Consider the following 14435-nt stretch of genomic DNA (forward strand, 5'->3'; position numbering starts at 1 on the left):
GGGCTTCTCCGGCGGCTACCGGTCGACTCAGATGAACGAGTTGATCTGGATCGTCTCGGTGCGGCCGGGGCCGACGCCGATCGCCGAGATCGGCGCGCCGGACATCTCCTCCAGCGCCTTCACGTAGGCCTGCGCGTTCTTCGGCAGGTCGGCGAAGGTCTGCGCCTTGCTGATGTCCTCGCTCCAGCCGGGCAGGTTCTCGTAGATCGGCTTGGCGTGGTGGAAGTCCGACTGGTTGTACGGGAGTTCGTCGACCCGCTTGCCGTCGATCTCGTACGCCACGCAGACCGGGATCTGCTCCCAGCCGGTCAGCACGTCCAGCTTGGTGAGGAAGAAGTCGGTCAGGCCGTTGACCCGGGTCGCGTACCGCGCGATCACCGCGTCGAACCAGCCGCAGCGGCGGTCACGACCGGTGGTGACACCGCGCTCGCCGCCGATCCGGCGCAGCGCCTCGCCGTCCGCGTCCAGCAGCTCGGTCGGGAACGGGCCCGAGCCGACCCGGGTGGTGTAGGCCTTGAGGATGCCGATCACCCGGTCGATCTTGGTGGGACCGATGCCGGCGCCGGTGCAGGCGCCACCGGAGGTCGGGTTGGAGGAGGTGACGAACGGATACGTGCCGTGGTCCACGTCCAGCAGGGTGCCCTGGCCGCCCTCGAGCAGCACCACCTTGTTCGCCTTCAGCGCCTGGTCGAGCACCAGCGTGGTGTCGGCCAGGAACGGGCGGATCTTCTCCGCGTAGCCCAGGTACTCCTGGACCACCAGGTCGGCCGGCATCGCGCGACGGTTGTAGAGCTTGACCAGGATCTGGTTCTTGTCGTGCAGCGCGGCCTCGACCTTCTGCTGCAGGATCGACTCGTCGAACAGGTCCTGCACCCGGATGCCGATCCGGTTGATCTTGTCGGCGTAGGCCGGGCCGATGCCGCGCCCGGTGGTGCCGATCTTGCGCTTGCCGAGGAAGCGCTCGACCACCTTGTCCAGGGTGCGGTGGTACGGCGTGATCAGGTGGGCGTTGCCCGAGATCAGCAGCTTGGAGGTGTCGATGCCGCGCTCGTTCAGCCCGGCCAGCTCGGAGAGCAGCACGCCCGGGTCGATCACCACGCCGTTGCCGATCACCGGCACGACATTGGGGCTGAGGATGCCGGAAGGCAGCAGGTGCAGGGCGTACTTCTGGTCGCCGATGACCACCGTGTGACCGGCGTTGTTGCCGCCCTGGTAGCGAACGACGTAGTCGACGGAGCCGCCGAGGAGGTCCGTCGCCTTCCCCTTGCCCTCGTCTCCCCACTGGGCACCAACGAGCACGAGTGCCGGCACAGGCGTACACCCCTTCCGGTTGGGGCATCCTGCGTAGGCCGCAGTCTGCCCCGAGATAGACGAAGCCCCTGGCGCAATAGCGCAAGGGGCTCTTGCACCGAGAGATTACCTGAGGAAGGACCGGTCGTGTCGTCCCTGTCCACGCCCGCACCCCGACCCTCCGATGCCGCCGGGCCGCCGGGCGGCGCCTCGCTCCTCGTGCTGCTCGACCCGGCGGCCCGGGAAGCCGACGGGGAGGCGGTGCGGATCGCGCGGGATGTGCTCTCGGGGGGCGCGGACGTCAAGGTGGTGGTGCCCGAGAGCGCGGCCGAGCTGGACCGGGTGCTCGCGCACCGGGGCAGGCGCCGTCCGGTGGTGGTCGGCTCCGACCTCGCGCTGCAGCGGGTGGTGCAGGCGCTGCATCACCAGGGTGAGTTGGGCGCCGGGCCGCTGGGTCTGGTGCCGGTCGGGCCGGGGCGGACGGTCGCGCTGGCCCGCTCGCTCGGGGTGCCCCTCGAGCCGGTGACGGCCGCCCGTGCGGTGCTGGCCGGGGTGCCCCGGCAGCTGGGACTGCTGCTGGACGACGGTGACGGGGTGGTGCTGGGGGAGGTGCGGATCCCCGGTCGGCGGCACGGCCAGGCGGGTGGCTGGCGTTCGCTCTGGGCGAAACTGATTGCGGCCGAGCAGGTGGAGTCCCAGTCGGCCCGGCTGCGGGTCGAGGCGGACGGGCGACCGCTGGCCGGGCCGGGACGCGGCCTGCGGCTGGTCGCGCTGCGGTTGCCGGCCGAGTCCGCCTCGGTCGAGGTGGTGGTGCGCCCCGCGGGGCCCGGCGGGGCGCTGCTGCGGGTGCGCGCCTCCAGCGTCACGGTGGCCGGTCGCACCTTCGGCTACGAGGCCGACGGCTGCCCGGCGGGTCCGGTGCCCACCCGCACCTGGACCGCCCGCCCGGCCGCCTGGGGGCTGCTGCTGCCCGCGCGGTGAGGTCCGGACCGCGCGGGACGGCCCGGAGGCGACCCGGGACGACCCGGGACGGCCCGGAGCGGCCTGCGGCGACCCGAGTGATCAGGGTCACGCACGGGTCTTCGGTTTCCCTGTCCTGCCTGCCCGGGTGGCATGGTAAGGGGTTTGTTCTACGCGCGTTGCCGGGTAAATCGCCAGGCCGGACCGCTGCCGGGCTGCCGAAGCCGGTGCCAACTGCCCTAGACTCGAAGGCGTGCCACGTGGTGACGGAAGACTCAACCACGATCTTCTTCCCGGTGAGAAAGGCCCCCAGGACGCTTGCGGCGTCTTCGGTGTCTGGGCTCCCGGCGAGGAGGTCGCCAAGCTCACGTACTTCGGCCTCTATGCCCTGCAGCACCGCGGACAGGAATCCGCCGGTATCGCAGTGAGCAATGGCTCCCAGATTCTCGTCTTCAAGGACATGGGACTCGTCTCCCAGGTCTTCGACGAGGCTTCGCTGGGATCCTTGCACGGGCATATCGCCGTTGGACATGCCCGCTACTCGACCACCGGGTCCTCGGTCTGGGAGAACGCCCAGCCGACCTTCCGGGCGACCGCTCACGGTTCGCTGGCCTTGGGCCACAACGGAAACCTGGTCAACACCGCCGAACTCGCGCAGCTGGTCGCCGAGCTGCCCGGTGCCGAGCACGTCTCGCGCTCGGGCCGCACCGCGGCGACCAACGACACCGACCTGGTGACGGCGCTGCTGGCCGGCAACCCCGACCTGACCATCGAGGAGACCGCCCGGCAGATCCTGCCGAAGGTCAAGGGCGCCTTCTCGCTGGTCTTCATGGACGAGCACACCCTCTACGCGGCCCGTGACCCGCAGGGCATCCGCCCGCTGGTGCTCGGCCGCCTGGAGCGCGGCTGGGTGGTCGCCTCCGAGACGGCGGCGCTCGACATCTGCGGCGCCAGCTTCATCCGCGAGGTGGAGCCCGGCGAGCTGATCGCCATCGACGAGAACGGCATGCGCTCCTCGCGCTTCGCCGAGGCCAAGCCCAAGGGCTGCGTCTTCGAGTACGTCTACCTGGCCCGCCCCGACACCACCATCGCCGGGCGCAACGTGCACCTGGCGCGGGTCGAGATGGGCCGCCGGCTGGCCGCCGAGGCCCCGGTCGAGGCCGACATGGTGATAGCCACCCCCGAGTCCGGCACCCCCGCCGCGATCGGCTACGCCGAGGCCAGCGGGATCCCGTACGGCTCCGGCCTGGTGAAGAACGCCTACGTCGGGCGGACCTTCATCCAGCCCAGCCAGACGATCCGCCAGCTCGGCATCCGGCTCAAGCTCAACCCGCTGCGCGAGGTCATCGCCGGCAAGCGCCTGGTGGTCGTGGACGACTCGATCGTGCGCGGCAACACCCAGCGCGCGCTGGTGCGGATGCTGCGCGAGGCGGGTGCCGCCGAGGTGCACATCCGGATCTCCTCGCCGCCGGTGAAGTGGCCCTGCTTCTTCGGCATCGACTTCGCCACCCGCGCGGAGCTGATCGCCAACGGCATGACGGTCGAGGAGATCGGCAAGACGCTCGGCGCCGACTCGCTCGCCTACATCTCGATCGACGCCATGATCGAGGCCACCAAGCAGCCCAAGGACCGGCTCTGCCGGGCCTGCTTCGACGGCGAGTACCCGATGGAGCTGCCCGACCCGGCGCTGCTCGGCAAGCTCCTGCTGGAAGCGGAGATCGCCGGCGGCAAGCAGCAGCAGCCGGTCCGCGGCAAGCCGACCAGCTCCGACCTGGACGGTGTCCAGTCGCTGCTCGGCGGCCACGGCGCGGCCGACGCGCTGCGCCGCCCGTAGTACCTCAGGCGGGGCCCCGACCGGGGCCCCGCTGCTGTTCAACCCCCACAGACCCGAAAGGGCCGCAGCAGTGACCAGCAACGAGAGTGGCGCCACCTACGCCGCCGCCGGAGTCGACATCGAGGCGGGCGACCGCGCGGTGGAGCTCATGAAGCAGTGGGTGAAGAAGACCAACCGGCCCGAGGTGGTCGGCGGCCTCGGCGGCTTCGCCGGCCTCTTCGACATCTCCGCCCTGAAGCGCTACGAGCGCCCGCTGCTGGCCTCGGCCACCGACGGCGTCGGCACCAAGGTGGCGCTGGCCGCCGCCATGGACAAGCACGACACGATCGGCCACGACCTGGTCGGCATGGTCGTCGACGACCTGGTGGTCTGCGGCGCCGAGCCGCTCTTCATGACCGACTACATCTGCGTCGGCAAGGTCCACCCGGAGCGGGTCGCGCAGATCGTCAAGGGCATCGCCGAGGGCTGCGTGCTGGCCGGCTGCGCGCTGGTCGGCGGCGAGACCGCCGAGCACCCGGGCCTGCTCGGCCCCGACGAGTACGACGTCGCGGGCGCGGGCACCGGCGTGGTCGAGGCCGACGCGCTGCTCGGCGCCGACCGGGTCCGGGCCGGCGACGTGGTGATCGCGATGGCCGCCTCCGGGCTGCACTCCAACGGCTACTCGCTGGTCCGCCACGTGCTGCTGAACGAGGCCGGCTGGAAGCTCGACCGCCAGGTGGCCGAGTTCGGCCGCACCCTGGGCGAGGAGCTGCTGGAGCCGACCCGGATCTACTCGCTGGACTGCCTGGCGCTCACCCGCGCCACCGAGATCCACGCCTTCTCGCACGTCACCGGCGGCGGCCTGGCCGCCAACCTGGCCCGGGTGATCCCGGACCACCTGCACGCGCGGCTGGACCGCGGCACCTGGACCCCGCTGCCGGTCTTCCAGACCGTCGCCGAGGTCGGCCGGATGCGGACCCTGGAGATCGAGAAGACCCTCAACATGGGCATCGGCATGGTCGCCGTGGTCCCGCCGGAGTCGGTCGACGTGGTGCTCTCGATCCTGGAGGACCGCGACGTGGAGGCCTGGCTGCTGGGCGACATCGTGGCCCGCGACGCGGAGCACGCGGCCGGCGCGACGCTCTACGGGGAGTACGCGTAGCCCCGCGCGGACCCGAACGAACGGTGGGCCCCCGCCCTGCGGCGGGGGCCCACCGGCGTCTGTCGGCGTGTCCTGCCCCGCCGCCGGGCGGGGGCAGGACACGCCGAAAACCGGCCCGGCGCGGTGCGCTCGGGCCGGTCAGGGCCTGCGATCAGAGGTCAAGCACGGCGGCGGGCCTGGTGGTGGCCGACCTCCGCCTCCTGCTCGTCCTCGTCATCGTCGTCGTTGTAGTACTCCGCGTAAGCGGCGTAGGGGTCGTCGTCCTCGTCCTCGTCGTCAACCGGCTCAGGGTTGATCGATGGAACGGGTGAAACGCCCAGCTCGCTGGACAGACGGTTAGCGTCGAAGCCGCCGCTGTTGTACTTCAGCTCGCGGGCGACCTTCGTCTGCTTGGCCTTGGCCCGGCCGCGCCCCATGGGTCGACCCCCTCAACGATGGGGCTCACGGCCCCGAGTCTGACACGTGTTCATGATCAGGAGCGGCTTGCCCTGAGTGGGATAGCCGTCCCTTGGAGCATCAACGGTACCTGTTTCCGCCCTCGGACGGTACGTCGCCGGTGTGACGTGGCGCGCACTGTCGCCCCCCGGGACCAGGTCTCTCCTGGTCGGGCGGGTGTTTCCGGGCATTCGCAGGGGCCCGGTGGGTGTCCGGGACCGTCGTTCTCCGACCGATTATCCCCCGACCGTGGCGCTGGAGGCGCCCGTTCGGGGGATAATCGGCGAATCCGGTTCCACATTGTGATGCGGACCGGTCACCCGCTCCGGTCAGCCCTTGCGCGCGCCCGGCAGCAGGATCGTGCGCAGAGCGCTGATCTCGCGCATCCGGCGCTCGGCCAGCCGGTCGGCGGCGACGGCCGGCGGCACGCCGTCGGCGGCGGCCCGGGTGAAGATCTCCAGCGTGGTGTCGAAGATCTTGGTGGCCTTGTTCTTGGCCCGCTCGAAGTTGAAGCCGTCGATCTCGTCGGCCACCTGGATCACGCCGCCGGAGTTCACCAGGTAGTCGGGCGCGTAGAGGATGCCGCGGTCGGCCAGGTCCTTCTCCACGCCCGGGTGGGCCAGCTGGTTGTTGGCCGCGCCGCAGACCACCGAGGTGCCGGCCGCGGTCAGCTGGGCGACCGTGGCGTCGTCCAGCGCGCCGCCCAGCGCGCACGGGGCGTACACGTCCAGGCCGGCGGTGAGCAGCGCCGCGGTGTCGGCGACCACCTCGACGTCCGGGTGGGCGGCCCGCACCCGGTTGACGGCGGCCTCGGAGACGTCGGTGATGACCACGTTCGCGCCGTCCGCCACCAGGTGGCCGACCAGGTAGTGGCCGACCTTGCCGACGCCCGCGACGCCGACCCGCTTGCCGCGCAGGGTCGGCTGGCCCCAGCGCGCCTGGGCCGAGGCCCGCATGCCCTGGAAGACGCCGAAGGCGGTGAGGATCGAGGAGTCGCCGGCGCCACCGTGCTCGGGGGAGCGGCCGGTGACGTGGTCGCACTCGCGCGCGATGACGTCCATGTCCTGGACGTAGGTGCCCACGTCGCAGGCCGTTATGTAACGACCCGCCAGGGACTGCACGAAGCGGCCGTAAGCGCGCAGCAGCGCCTCGGACTTGTCGCCGCCCTCGGCCTTGGCCGCCGGGTTGCCGATGATCACGGCCTTGCCGCCGCCGAGGTCGAGGCCGGCCAGCGCGTTCTTGTAGCTCATGCCGCGGGACAGCCGCAGCGCGTCCTCCAGCGCCTCCTCCTCGGTGGCGTACTGGTGGAAGCGGGTGCCGCCCAGGGCCGGGCCCAGCGCGGTCGAGTGGATGGCGATGATCGCCTTGAGGCCGGAGGTCCGGTCGTGGCAGAGCACGACCTGCTCGTGCCCGTCGCCCGGGGCGCCGTCCTGCTCAGTACGGAAGATCCGGCTCAGCACGCCTGGTGCGGGGTGCGTCGCGGATACGGTGCGTACGTCGGTCACTGTGGTGACTCCAGTATCTGCTGGCCCGCTGCTGTGGTGCGGGCATCTACCGCGAAGCGTAATGCGCGGTCCCCCGGCGGGATCCCCCCTGTTCGGATCCCGGACAGCGGGGATCCCGCTGTTCGGATCGGGCCGATTCCTCCCTCCCGGTCGGTGGCCCGTGCGACGATGCAGGACGTGACCGCTGTGCACACCTCAGTGTTGCCGCCCTACGCCGCTCACCTGCGGGTGTACGAGCCGCTGGCGGCGTTCCCCGAGCCGGAACGGGCCCGCTGGCAGGCGTACCTGGCCGACCGGGGGCCTGACGCGGCGTCGGCCGACGAGCCGGTGGCGCGGGCGGCGCTGGAAGCACAGCGGGGGGCGCTCGCCGAACTGCTTCCCCGACCCCCGTGGGCGCTGCCGCTGGGGGCTCCCGCAACCGAAGGCCGGGGGCGGGAGAGCGAGCAGGCCTTCGTGCGGGTGCTCGACGCGGTCACCTATGTCTGCCCCTGGGCGACCAGGCTGCGCAGCTGGCAGGCGCTGGAGGAGCTGCGCGACTCGCTGCCGGTGGCGCTGCTGGACACCGTGCTGCCGCAGGCGGTGCGCGAGCGGGCGCAGGCGGCGCAGTCCCGCTTCCGGGCGGACCACCCGGACGCCCGGCCGTGGATCCTGACCAGCCGTTGGGAGGTGCCGCTGCGCTGGTTCCTGCCGTTCGGGGACGAGGAGCGGCACTACTGCCCGGCCGAGCCCGCCGGGCCGGAGCGCCCGGGGCAGCCGGCCGCGCTGTTCTACCTGACCTCGATGGCGCAGGCCCGGCGCCGGGTGGCGCGGGCCTACCGGGTGCTGCGCGAGGTGGTGAAGGGGACACCGCTGGCGGTCGGGGCGGAGGAGGTGGGGCGCTGGCTGGAGGAGTTCCACCCGCGCTCGCTGGTCGAACTCGACTACGGGGGTCTGGTGCACGCGATCGACGGCGAGCGGCTGGCGGCGGACCACTCGGCCGCCGAGGTGGCCGACGGGCTCGCGGCGCTGCGGTCCGGGGACACCCAGGGGGCGGCGCGGACCTACGAGGTGGTGGCGGGGCGCTGGCGCGAGGTGCTGGCGCTGCGGCAGGCGAACTGAGGGGGGCTTGCGGGCGGGCTGATGGGAAGTCAGCCCGGGGGAGGGGCGGGAGAGTGACGCGGGCTCAGCGCGGTGCGGGGCGGGTGTGAGCGGCGTGTTCGGTCGGCCGGGACCTAGGTCCCGGTTCGGGTCAATACCCCACGAACGTGACACTACTCACCGTTGACGCCAAGTCGCAGCTAAAGGTAAAAATGGGACAACCAACCCAACTCTCCTCACTCCTGCCCACTTTTGGGTGGATCTGGGGTCGGTGTGCCCTTTGGGGGGAATCGATGGATCTGGGCCCTCCGTTACCGGTTGTCGCGATATCGTGACTGTCCGCTATGGGGTGGTCCATTGCCTTCCGTCGCTCTTGAACCCGTCAGGGGCCAATTTTGGCGGTTTGGTCGATAGGGCTGGACGGATGGTGTAGTTGTAGACACCAGGACAAGCCGTTCGTCCTATAACCGACTCGGTCCGTCTCTGCCATTTCGGGCATCGCGGGCCAAGGTGCAGAATTTGAAGGATAGAACCGCCCTGGTTCGGTTCTCCGAGGAGGCCGCTCATGACCGCTCGTACCCCTGACGCTGAGCCCCTGCTGACGCCGGCAGAGGTTGCCACCATGTTCCGTGTAGACCCCAAGACGGTCACGCGCTGGGCCAAGGCGGGCAAGCTCACGTCCATCCGCACGCTCGGCGGACACCGCCGTTACCGAGAGGCGGAGGTACGGGCTCTGCTGGCCGGTATCCCCGCCCAGCGCGCCGAGGCCTGAGGCGGCCCCGGCGGCGGCTGCCGTACCGCCGCCGGGAAAGCCGGACAGCCAGATAGACAGGGGTCGCTCCCCGGACTCCGCCGGGTCCGGGAAGCGGCCCCTTCTTCGTGCGCGGAAGACATGAGTGTCAACCATTTCATGGCTGTCATTTGACCAGTAAATGACGTGCCAATGAATAACTTTTGTGACGCGTGGGGCGGGATTAAATCCGATGGACGCGACTATGGAAAGTCGCGGGAGTCAGTACAATTTTATATATTAAATCAGGGCGTCTACAGGGGGGGTCCCGCTCGGCTGACTTCAAGAAAAGATAAGTGACGACCGTCACAGCGCGGATCCTTGAGCTCCGGACCCGGTGCCGGTAGTGAGTTCCTGACGGGCCGTCGGCCGATCCGGACGGAGAGACGCCAAGAGGCCCGGAACCTGATGGTTCCGGGCCTCTTGCTGGTGGCGACCCTGACGGGACTTGAACCCGCGACCTCCACCTTGACAGGGTGGCGAGCTAACCAACTGCTCCACAGGGCCTTGCTGTTGACTGCTGTTCACTGTCTTGCCCAGTGATTTCCGCTGCTCGTAGCAGCGACAAGACAGATCGTACTGCATGCCGGGCCCCCAGGTCGAACCGGCCGCCGACGGGGGCGGCCGACCCGACCTGGGGCTCCCTCAGAGGGTGCCGGCCGCCGCGTCCATCGCCTTCAGGATCCGCTTCTCCGACACCGGGGAGGGGGTGCCCAGCGACTGGGCGAAGAAGCTGACCCGCAGCTCCTCGATCATCCAGCGGATCTGCCGGACCTCGGCGCTGGGCTGCTGGCCGGCCGGCACGGCCGCCAGCAGCTCGCCGTACGCCCGCTGCACCTCCTGCACCTTGAGCAGGTGCTGCAGGTCGCGCTGCGGGTGGTTGGGCAGCGCCTCCAGGCGCCGGTCCACCGCGACCAGGTAGCGCTTGACGTCCCCGAGCCGCTGCCAGCCGCTGCCGGTCACGAAGCCGGGGTGCACCAGCGAGGCCAGGTGCAGCTTGATGTCGTTCACCGCGGAGAGCAGCACCGGGCTGCTGACCGCCTTCAGCCGGCTCTGCGCGCGGTGGAAGGCGACCAGTGCCGAGGCCGTCTTCAGCGTGGTGTCCGCCGACAGCTCGTACAGGTCGGCCCGGACCTTGTCGTAGAGCTTGGTGAAGGACTCCTCGTCCCAGGCCGGACCACCGGCCAGGGTCATCAGCCGGTCCGCGGCACAGGCCGTGATGTCCTCGAAGAGCGCCGGGATCGAGCCGTGCGGGTTGTAGGACAGGGCGAGCTTGGCCTGGTTGCCGAGCCGGGCCTGGATCCCCTTGGCCGGGGAGTTGACGGTGAGCAGCAGCAGCCGCCGGGTGCCCTCCCACATCGCCTGCGCCTGCGCCTGCTGGGTGTCGAAGAGCTTGATCGCCACGCTGTCGCGCTCGTCGGTGAAGGCCGGGTAGGCGCGCAGCGAGTGGCCCCGGGAGCGCTGCTCGAAGGTGCGCTGGAGCAGCGGCAGGCCGTCCGGCCAGCCGGTCAGCCCGGTGCGCTCGATGCCCTGGCCGGAGGCGGCCGAGGAGAGCGTCTCCTTGAGCTTGGGAGTGAGCTTGCGGCGCAGCTCCTCCAGGTCCTTGGACTCGGCGAGCCGGCGCTTGCCGTCCACCACCCGGAAGGTCACCTTGAGGTGGTCCGGCACCCGCTCGTCGTCCCAGGCCTCGGGCGGGATCGGCTGGCCGCCCATCCGGTGCAGGATCCGCTCCAGGGTGGGCAGCAGCGGCTCCTGGCGGTCGGTCATCTCGCGCAGCGCGGCCTTGGCGAAGTCCGGCGCCGGCACGAAGTTGCGCCGGATCGCCTTGGGCAGCGCGCGGATCCAGGCGGTGACCAGCTCGCCGCGCAGGCCCGGGATCTGCCAGTCGAAGCCTTCGGAGGAGACCTGGTTGAGCACCGGCAGCGGGATGTGCACGGTCACGCCGTCCGCGTCGCTGCCCGGCTCGAACTGGTAGGTGAGCGTGAAGCGGAGCTTGCCCTGTTGCCAGTGGTCCGGGTAGTCCTCCTCGGTGATGCCGTCGGCGGCATCGTTGATCAGCATCGACTTCTCGAAGTTGAGCAGGTCGGGCTGCTCGTGCCGGGTCTTCTTCCACCAGGAGTCGAAGTGCCGGGTGGAGACGATCTCCTCGGGCAGCCGGGCGTCGTAGAAGTCGAACAGGGTCTGGTCGTCCACCAGGATGTCCCGGCGGCGCGCCCGGGTCTCCAACTCCTCGACCTCGCCGAGCAGTTTGCGGTTGGCGGCGAAGAAGTGGTGGTGCGTCTCCCAGTCGCCCTCGACCAGCGCGTTGCGGATGAACAGCTCGCGGCAGAGCTCGGGGTCGATCCGGCCGTAGTTGACCCGGCGCTGGGTGACGATCGGCATCCCGTAGAGGGTGACCCGCTCGAAGGCCATCACCGCGCCGGCCTTCTTCTCCCAGTGCGGCTCGCTGTAGGTGCGCTTGATCAGGTGGGCGGCCAGCGGTTCGACCCATTCGGGCTCGATCTTGGCGTTGATCCGGGCCCAGAGCCGGGAGGTCTCCACCAGCTCGGCGGACATCACCCAGCGCGGCGGCTTCTTGAACAGGCCCGAACCCGGGAAGACCGCGAACCGGGCGCCGCGGGCGCCGGCGTACTCGCGCTTCTCCACGTCGAACAGGCCCAGGTGGGAGAGGAGTCCGGCGAGCAGCGACTGGTGGATCCGGTCGGCGTCCGGCTCGGCGTCCGGATGCGGCTCCTCGATCACGACGCCCAACTGCTTGGCGACGGTGCGCAGCTGGGTGTAGATGTCCTGCCACTCCCGTATCCGCAGGTAGTTCAGGAACTCCGACTTGCACATCCGGCGGAAGGCCGAGGAGGAGAGCTCCTTCTGCTGCTCCCTGACGTAGCGCCACATCGCCAGGTAGGCGAGGAAGTCGGAGGTCTCGGAGTTGAACCGGCGGTGCCGCTCGTCGGCCGCCTGGCGCTTCTCGGTCGGGCGCTCGCGCGGATCCTGGATGGAGAGCGCGGCGGCGATCACCATGACGTCGCGCACGCAGCCGTTCTTGTCCGCCTCCAGCACCATCCGGGCCAGCCGCGGGTCGACCGGCAGCTGGGCGAGCTTGCGGCCCAGCGTGGTCAGCCGCTTGCGCGGGTCCTTCTGCTCGGGGTCCAGCGCGCCGAGCTCGTGCAGCAGGTTGACGCCGTCCTTGATGTTGCGCGAGTCCGGCGGGTCCAGGAACGGGAAGGCGGCGATGTCGCCGAGGCCGGCCGCGGTCATCTGCAGGATGACCGAGGCCAGGTTGGTGCGCAGGATCTCGGCGTCGGTGAACTCGGGGCGGGCGAGGAAGTCCTCCTCCGAGTAGAGCCGGATGCAGATGCCGTCGCTGGTCCGGCCGCAGCGGCCCTTGCGCTGGTTGGCGCTGGCCTGGCTGATCGCCTCGATCGGCAGCCGCTGGACCTTGGTGCGGTGGCTGTAGCGGGAGATCCGGGCGGTGCCGGGGTCGATCACGTACTTGATGCCCGGGACGGTCAGCGAGGTCTCGGCCACGTTGGTGGCGAGCACGATCCGCCGGGAGTTGGAGCGCTGGAAGACCTTGTGCTGCTCGGCGGAGGAGAGCCGGGCGTAGAGCGGCAGCACCTCGGTGAATCTGAGGTTCAGCTTGGTCAGCGCATCCGCGGTGTCCCGGATCTCGCGCTCGCCGGAGAGGAAGACCAGGATGTCGCCGGGGCCCTCGGCCTGCAGCTCCTGGGCGGCCTCGCAGATCGCCTGGATCTGGTCGCGGTCGCGGTCGACCTCGGTGGCGTCCTCGTCCGCGTCGTCGTCGAGCTCGTCGACCAGCGGTCGGTAGCGGACCTCGACCGGGTAGGTGCGCCCGGAGACCTCGACGATCGGGGCGTCGCCGAAGTGGCGGGCGAAGCGCTCGGGGTCGATCGTCGCGGAGGTGATCACGACCTTGAGGTCGGGGCGGCGCGGCAGCAGCTGCTTCAGGTAGCCGAGGATGAAGTCGATGTTGAGGCTGCGCTCGTGCGCCTCGTCGATGATCAGCGTGTCGTACTGGCGCAGTTCGCGGTCGGTCTGGATCTCGGCCAGCAGGATGCCGTCGGTCATCAGCTTGACCAGGGTGTCCTGGCCGACCTGGTCGGTGAACCGGACCTTCCAGCCGACCGCCTCGCCCAGCGGGCTGTTCAGCTCCTCGGCGACCCGCTCGGCCACCGTGCGGGCGGCGATCCGGCGCGGCTGGGTGTGGCCGACCAGGCCCTTGACGCCGCGGCCCAGCTCCAGGCAGATCTTGGGGATCTGGGTGGTCTTGCCGGAGCCGGTCTCGCCCGCCACGATCACCACCTGGTGGTCGCGGATGGCCGCCAGGATGTCGTCCTTCTTCTGGCTGACCGGCAGCTCGGCCGGATAGCTGATCGCCGGGACGGCCTCGCGGCGCTGCGCCACGCGCAGTTCGGCCTTGGCGACCTCGGCGGCCAGCTCGCCGGCGATCTTCTGCCTGGCTTCGGTGCCGCGGGCCCGGCGGGCTCCCTCCAGGCGACGGCCGATCCGCTGCTGGTCGCGCAGGGTCAGCTCGGGCAGCCGGGCGGCCAGCTCGCCGATGGTGGGCGCGTCGGCCGGCTGGACAACGGGGGAACTCATCGCGGGCATCCCTCTAGGGTCGCAAACGGCGGCAGTGCGCCGCACCTGTGTTTCTGCGGGTGGTGAGTGGCGTCTCAAGTGTCACACCCGGGGGCGGGTCGAGGTTGCGGGGATAGTCGTCGCGGAGATAGTTTCCGCGCACCGAGCGCCCGGGGCCGAGAGTCCCGGGGACCGAGCGTGCGGAAGGACGGGTCAATGGCGTCGGCACCCGAGGACAGCCCCGGCTTCCTGCTCTGGCACGCCACCCTGCGCCGGCAGCGCGAGGTCGCCGCCGCGCTGGCCCCGCTCGACCTCACCCATCCGCAGTTCGTGCTGCTGGCCGGCCTCTGGTACCTGGACGGCCAGGGCTCCCGGCCCAACCAGCTGGAGCTGGCCCAGCACACCGGCACCGATGTGAAGACCGCTTCTCAGGTAATTCGACGCCTTGAGACCAAGGAATTTCTCATCCGGCAGGTCGATGCTGTCGACACCCGGATGAAGCGGCTGGCCGTCACCGAGCGCGGTGCGGTGGCGGCGGTGGCGGCGATCGAGGTGGTGGAGCGGGCGGACGCCGCGTTCTTCGCCGCGGCGCCGGACCGGGCGGCGGTGCTCGACGTGCTCAGGCCTCTGGCCCGCGGACGCGAGGGTCGTCGCTGAGTCGTGCCCCGGCCTGGCGGTACGCGCGGCGGTGAGTGCTGTGGTGAGCGAGTCGGCGTGTACGGCAGGGCGGGCAGGCGTTCGGGTGGCGTTACCATCAACCGGGTGTGACACCCCTGTGACAGTTGGCGTGATAGGGGTCACTGAGCA

10 protein-coding genes and 1 tRNA gene are annotated in these 14435 nt (G+C 70.6%); 6 read left to right on the forward strand and 5 right to left on the reverse strand.

Going from position 1 to position 14435, the window contains the following annotated elements:
- Positions 1-27: 27 nt before the first annotated feature.
- Complete coding sequence (locus OG403_RS20015) at positions 28-1311, reverse strand: adenylosuccinate synthase (RefSeq protein WP_329566310.1); 1284 nt, start codon at positions 1309-1311, stop codon at positions 28-30.
- A gap of 126 nt (positions 1312-1437) precedes the next feature.
- Between OG403_RS20015 and OG403_RS20020 the strand changes: the two genes are divergently transcribed.
- The 3 genes from OG403_RS20020 (at position 1438) to purM (ending at position 5225) form a co-directional block, all read left to right on the forward strand.
- The gene (locus tag OG403_RS20020; protein ID WP_329566311.1) at positions 1438-2271 is read left to right on the forward strand and encodes a diacylglycerol kinase; all 834 of its coding nucleotides are present in this window, start codon (positions 1438-1440) and stop codon (positions 2269-2271) included.
- 232 nt (positions 2272-2503) lie between these two features.
- Entirely contained in the window at positions 2504-4084 is a 1581-nt protein-coding gene (purF, locus tag OG403_RS20025; RefSeq protein WP_329566313.1) for an amidophosphoribosyltransferase, read from the forward strand.
- A 70-nt stretch (positions 4085-4154) separates the two neighbouring features.
- The gene (gene purM / locus OG403_RS20030) at positions 4155-5225 is read left to right on the forward strand and encodes a phosphoribosylformylglycinamidine cyclo-ligase (protein WP_329566314.1); all 1071 of its coding nucleotides are present in this window, start codon (positions 4155-4157) and stop codon (positions 5223-5225) included.
- 158 nt (positions 5226-5383) lie between these two features.
- On the opposite strand, the gene OG403_RS20035 is transcribed toward purM, so the two are convergent.
- Together OG403_RS20035 and OG403_RS20040 are read right to left on the reverse strand one after the other, a co-directional pair.
- Positions 5384-5641: a DUF3073 domain-containing protein gene (locus OG403_RS20035; RefSeq protein WP_329566316.1), complete on the reverse strand. Its 258-nt coding sequence runs from the start codon at positions 5639-5641 to the stop codon at positions 5384-5386.
- Positions 5642-5989: 348 nt separating this feature from the next.
- Positions 5990-7165 carry a Glu/Leu/Phe/Val dehydrogenase dimerization domain-containing protein gene (locus OG403_RS20040; RefSeq protein WP_329566318.1) on the reverse strand — a complete coding sequence of 392 codons (1176 nt, stop codon included), beginning with the start codon at positions 7163-7165 and terminating at the stop codon, positions 5990-5992.
- Between the two features lie 168 nt (positions 7166-7333).
- Between OG403_RS20040 and OG403_RS20045 the strand changes: the two genes are divergently transcribed.
- Both OG403_RS20045 and bldC read left to right on the forward strand, forming a co-directional pair.
- The gene (locus OG403_RS20045) at positions 7334-8263 is read left to right on the forward strand and encodes a hypothetical protein (RefSeq protein ID WP_329566320.1); all 930 of its coding nucleotides are present in this window, start codon (positions 7334-7336) and stop codon (positions 8261-8263) included.
- 544 nt (positions 8264-8807) lie between these two features.
- Positions 8808-9014, forward strand: coding sequence for a developmental transcriptional regulator BldC (gene bldC, locus OG403_RS20050; protein WP_329566322.1), 207 nt, complete (start codon positions 8808-8810; stop codon positions 9012-9014).
- Positions 9015-9462: 448 nt separating this feature from the next.
- On the opposite strand, the gene OG403_RS20055 is transcribed toward bldC, so the two are convergent.
- Together OG403_RS20055 and hrpA are read right to left on the reverse strand one after the other, a co-directional pair.
- Positions 9463-9539: transfer RNA gene (locus OG403_RS20055), tRNA-Asp, on the reverse strand.
- Positions 9540-9677: 138 nt separating this feature from the next.
- Positions 9678-13649, reverse strand: a complete 3972-nt coding sequence (hrpA, locus tag OG403_RS20060) for an ATP-dependent RNA helicase HrpA (protein WP_329566324.1) — start codon at positions 13647-13649, stop codon at positions 9678-9680.
- A 195-nt stretch (positions 13650-13844) separates the two neighbouring features.
- Between hrpA and OG403_RS20065 the strand changes: the two genes are divergently transcribed.
- On the forward strand, positions 13845-14285 hold the full coding sequence (locus OG403_RS20065) for a MarR family winged helix-turn-helix transcriptional regulator (protein WP_329566325.1): 441 nt from the start codon (positions 13845-13847) through the stop codon (positions 14283-14285).
- The last annotated feature ends 150 nt before the right edge of the window (positions 14286-14435 follow it).

Source organism: Kitasatospora sp. NBC_01266 (genome assembly GCF_036242395.1).
Taxonomy (GTDB): Bacteria; Actinomycetota; Actinomycetes; order Streptomycetales; family Streptomycetaceae; genus Kitasatospora.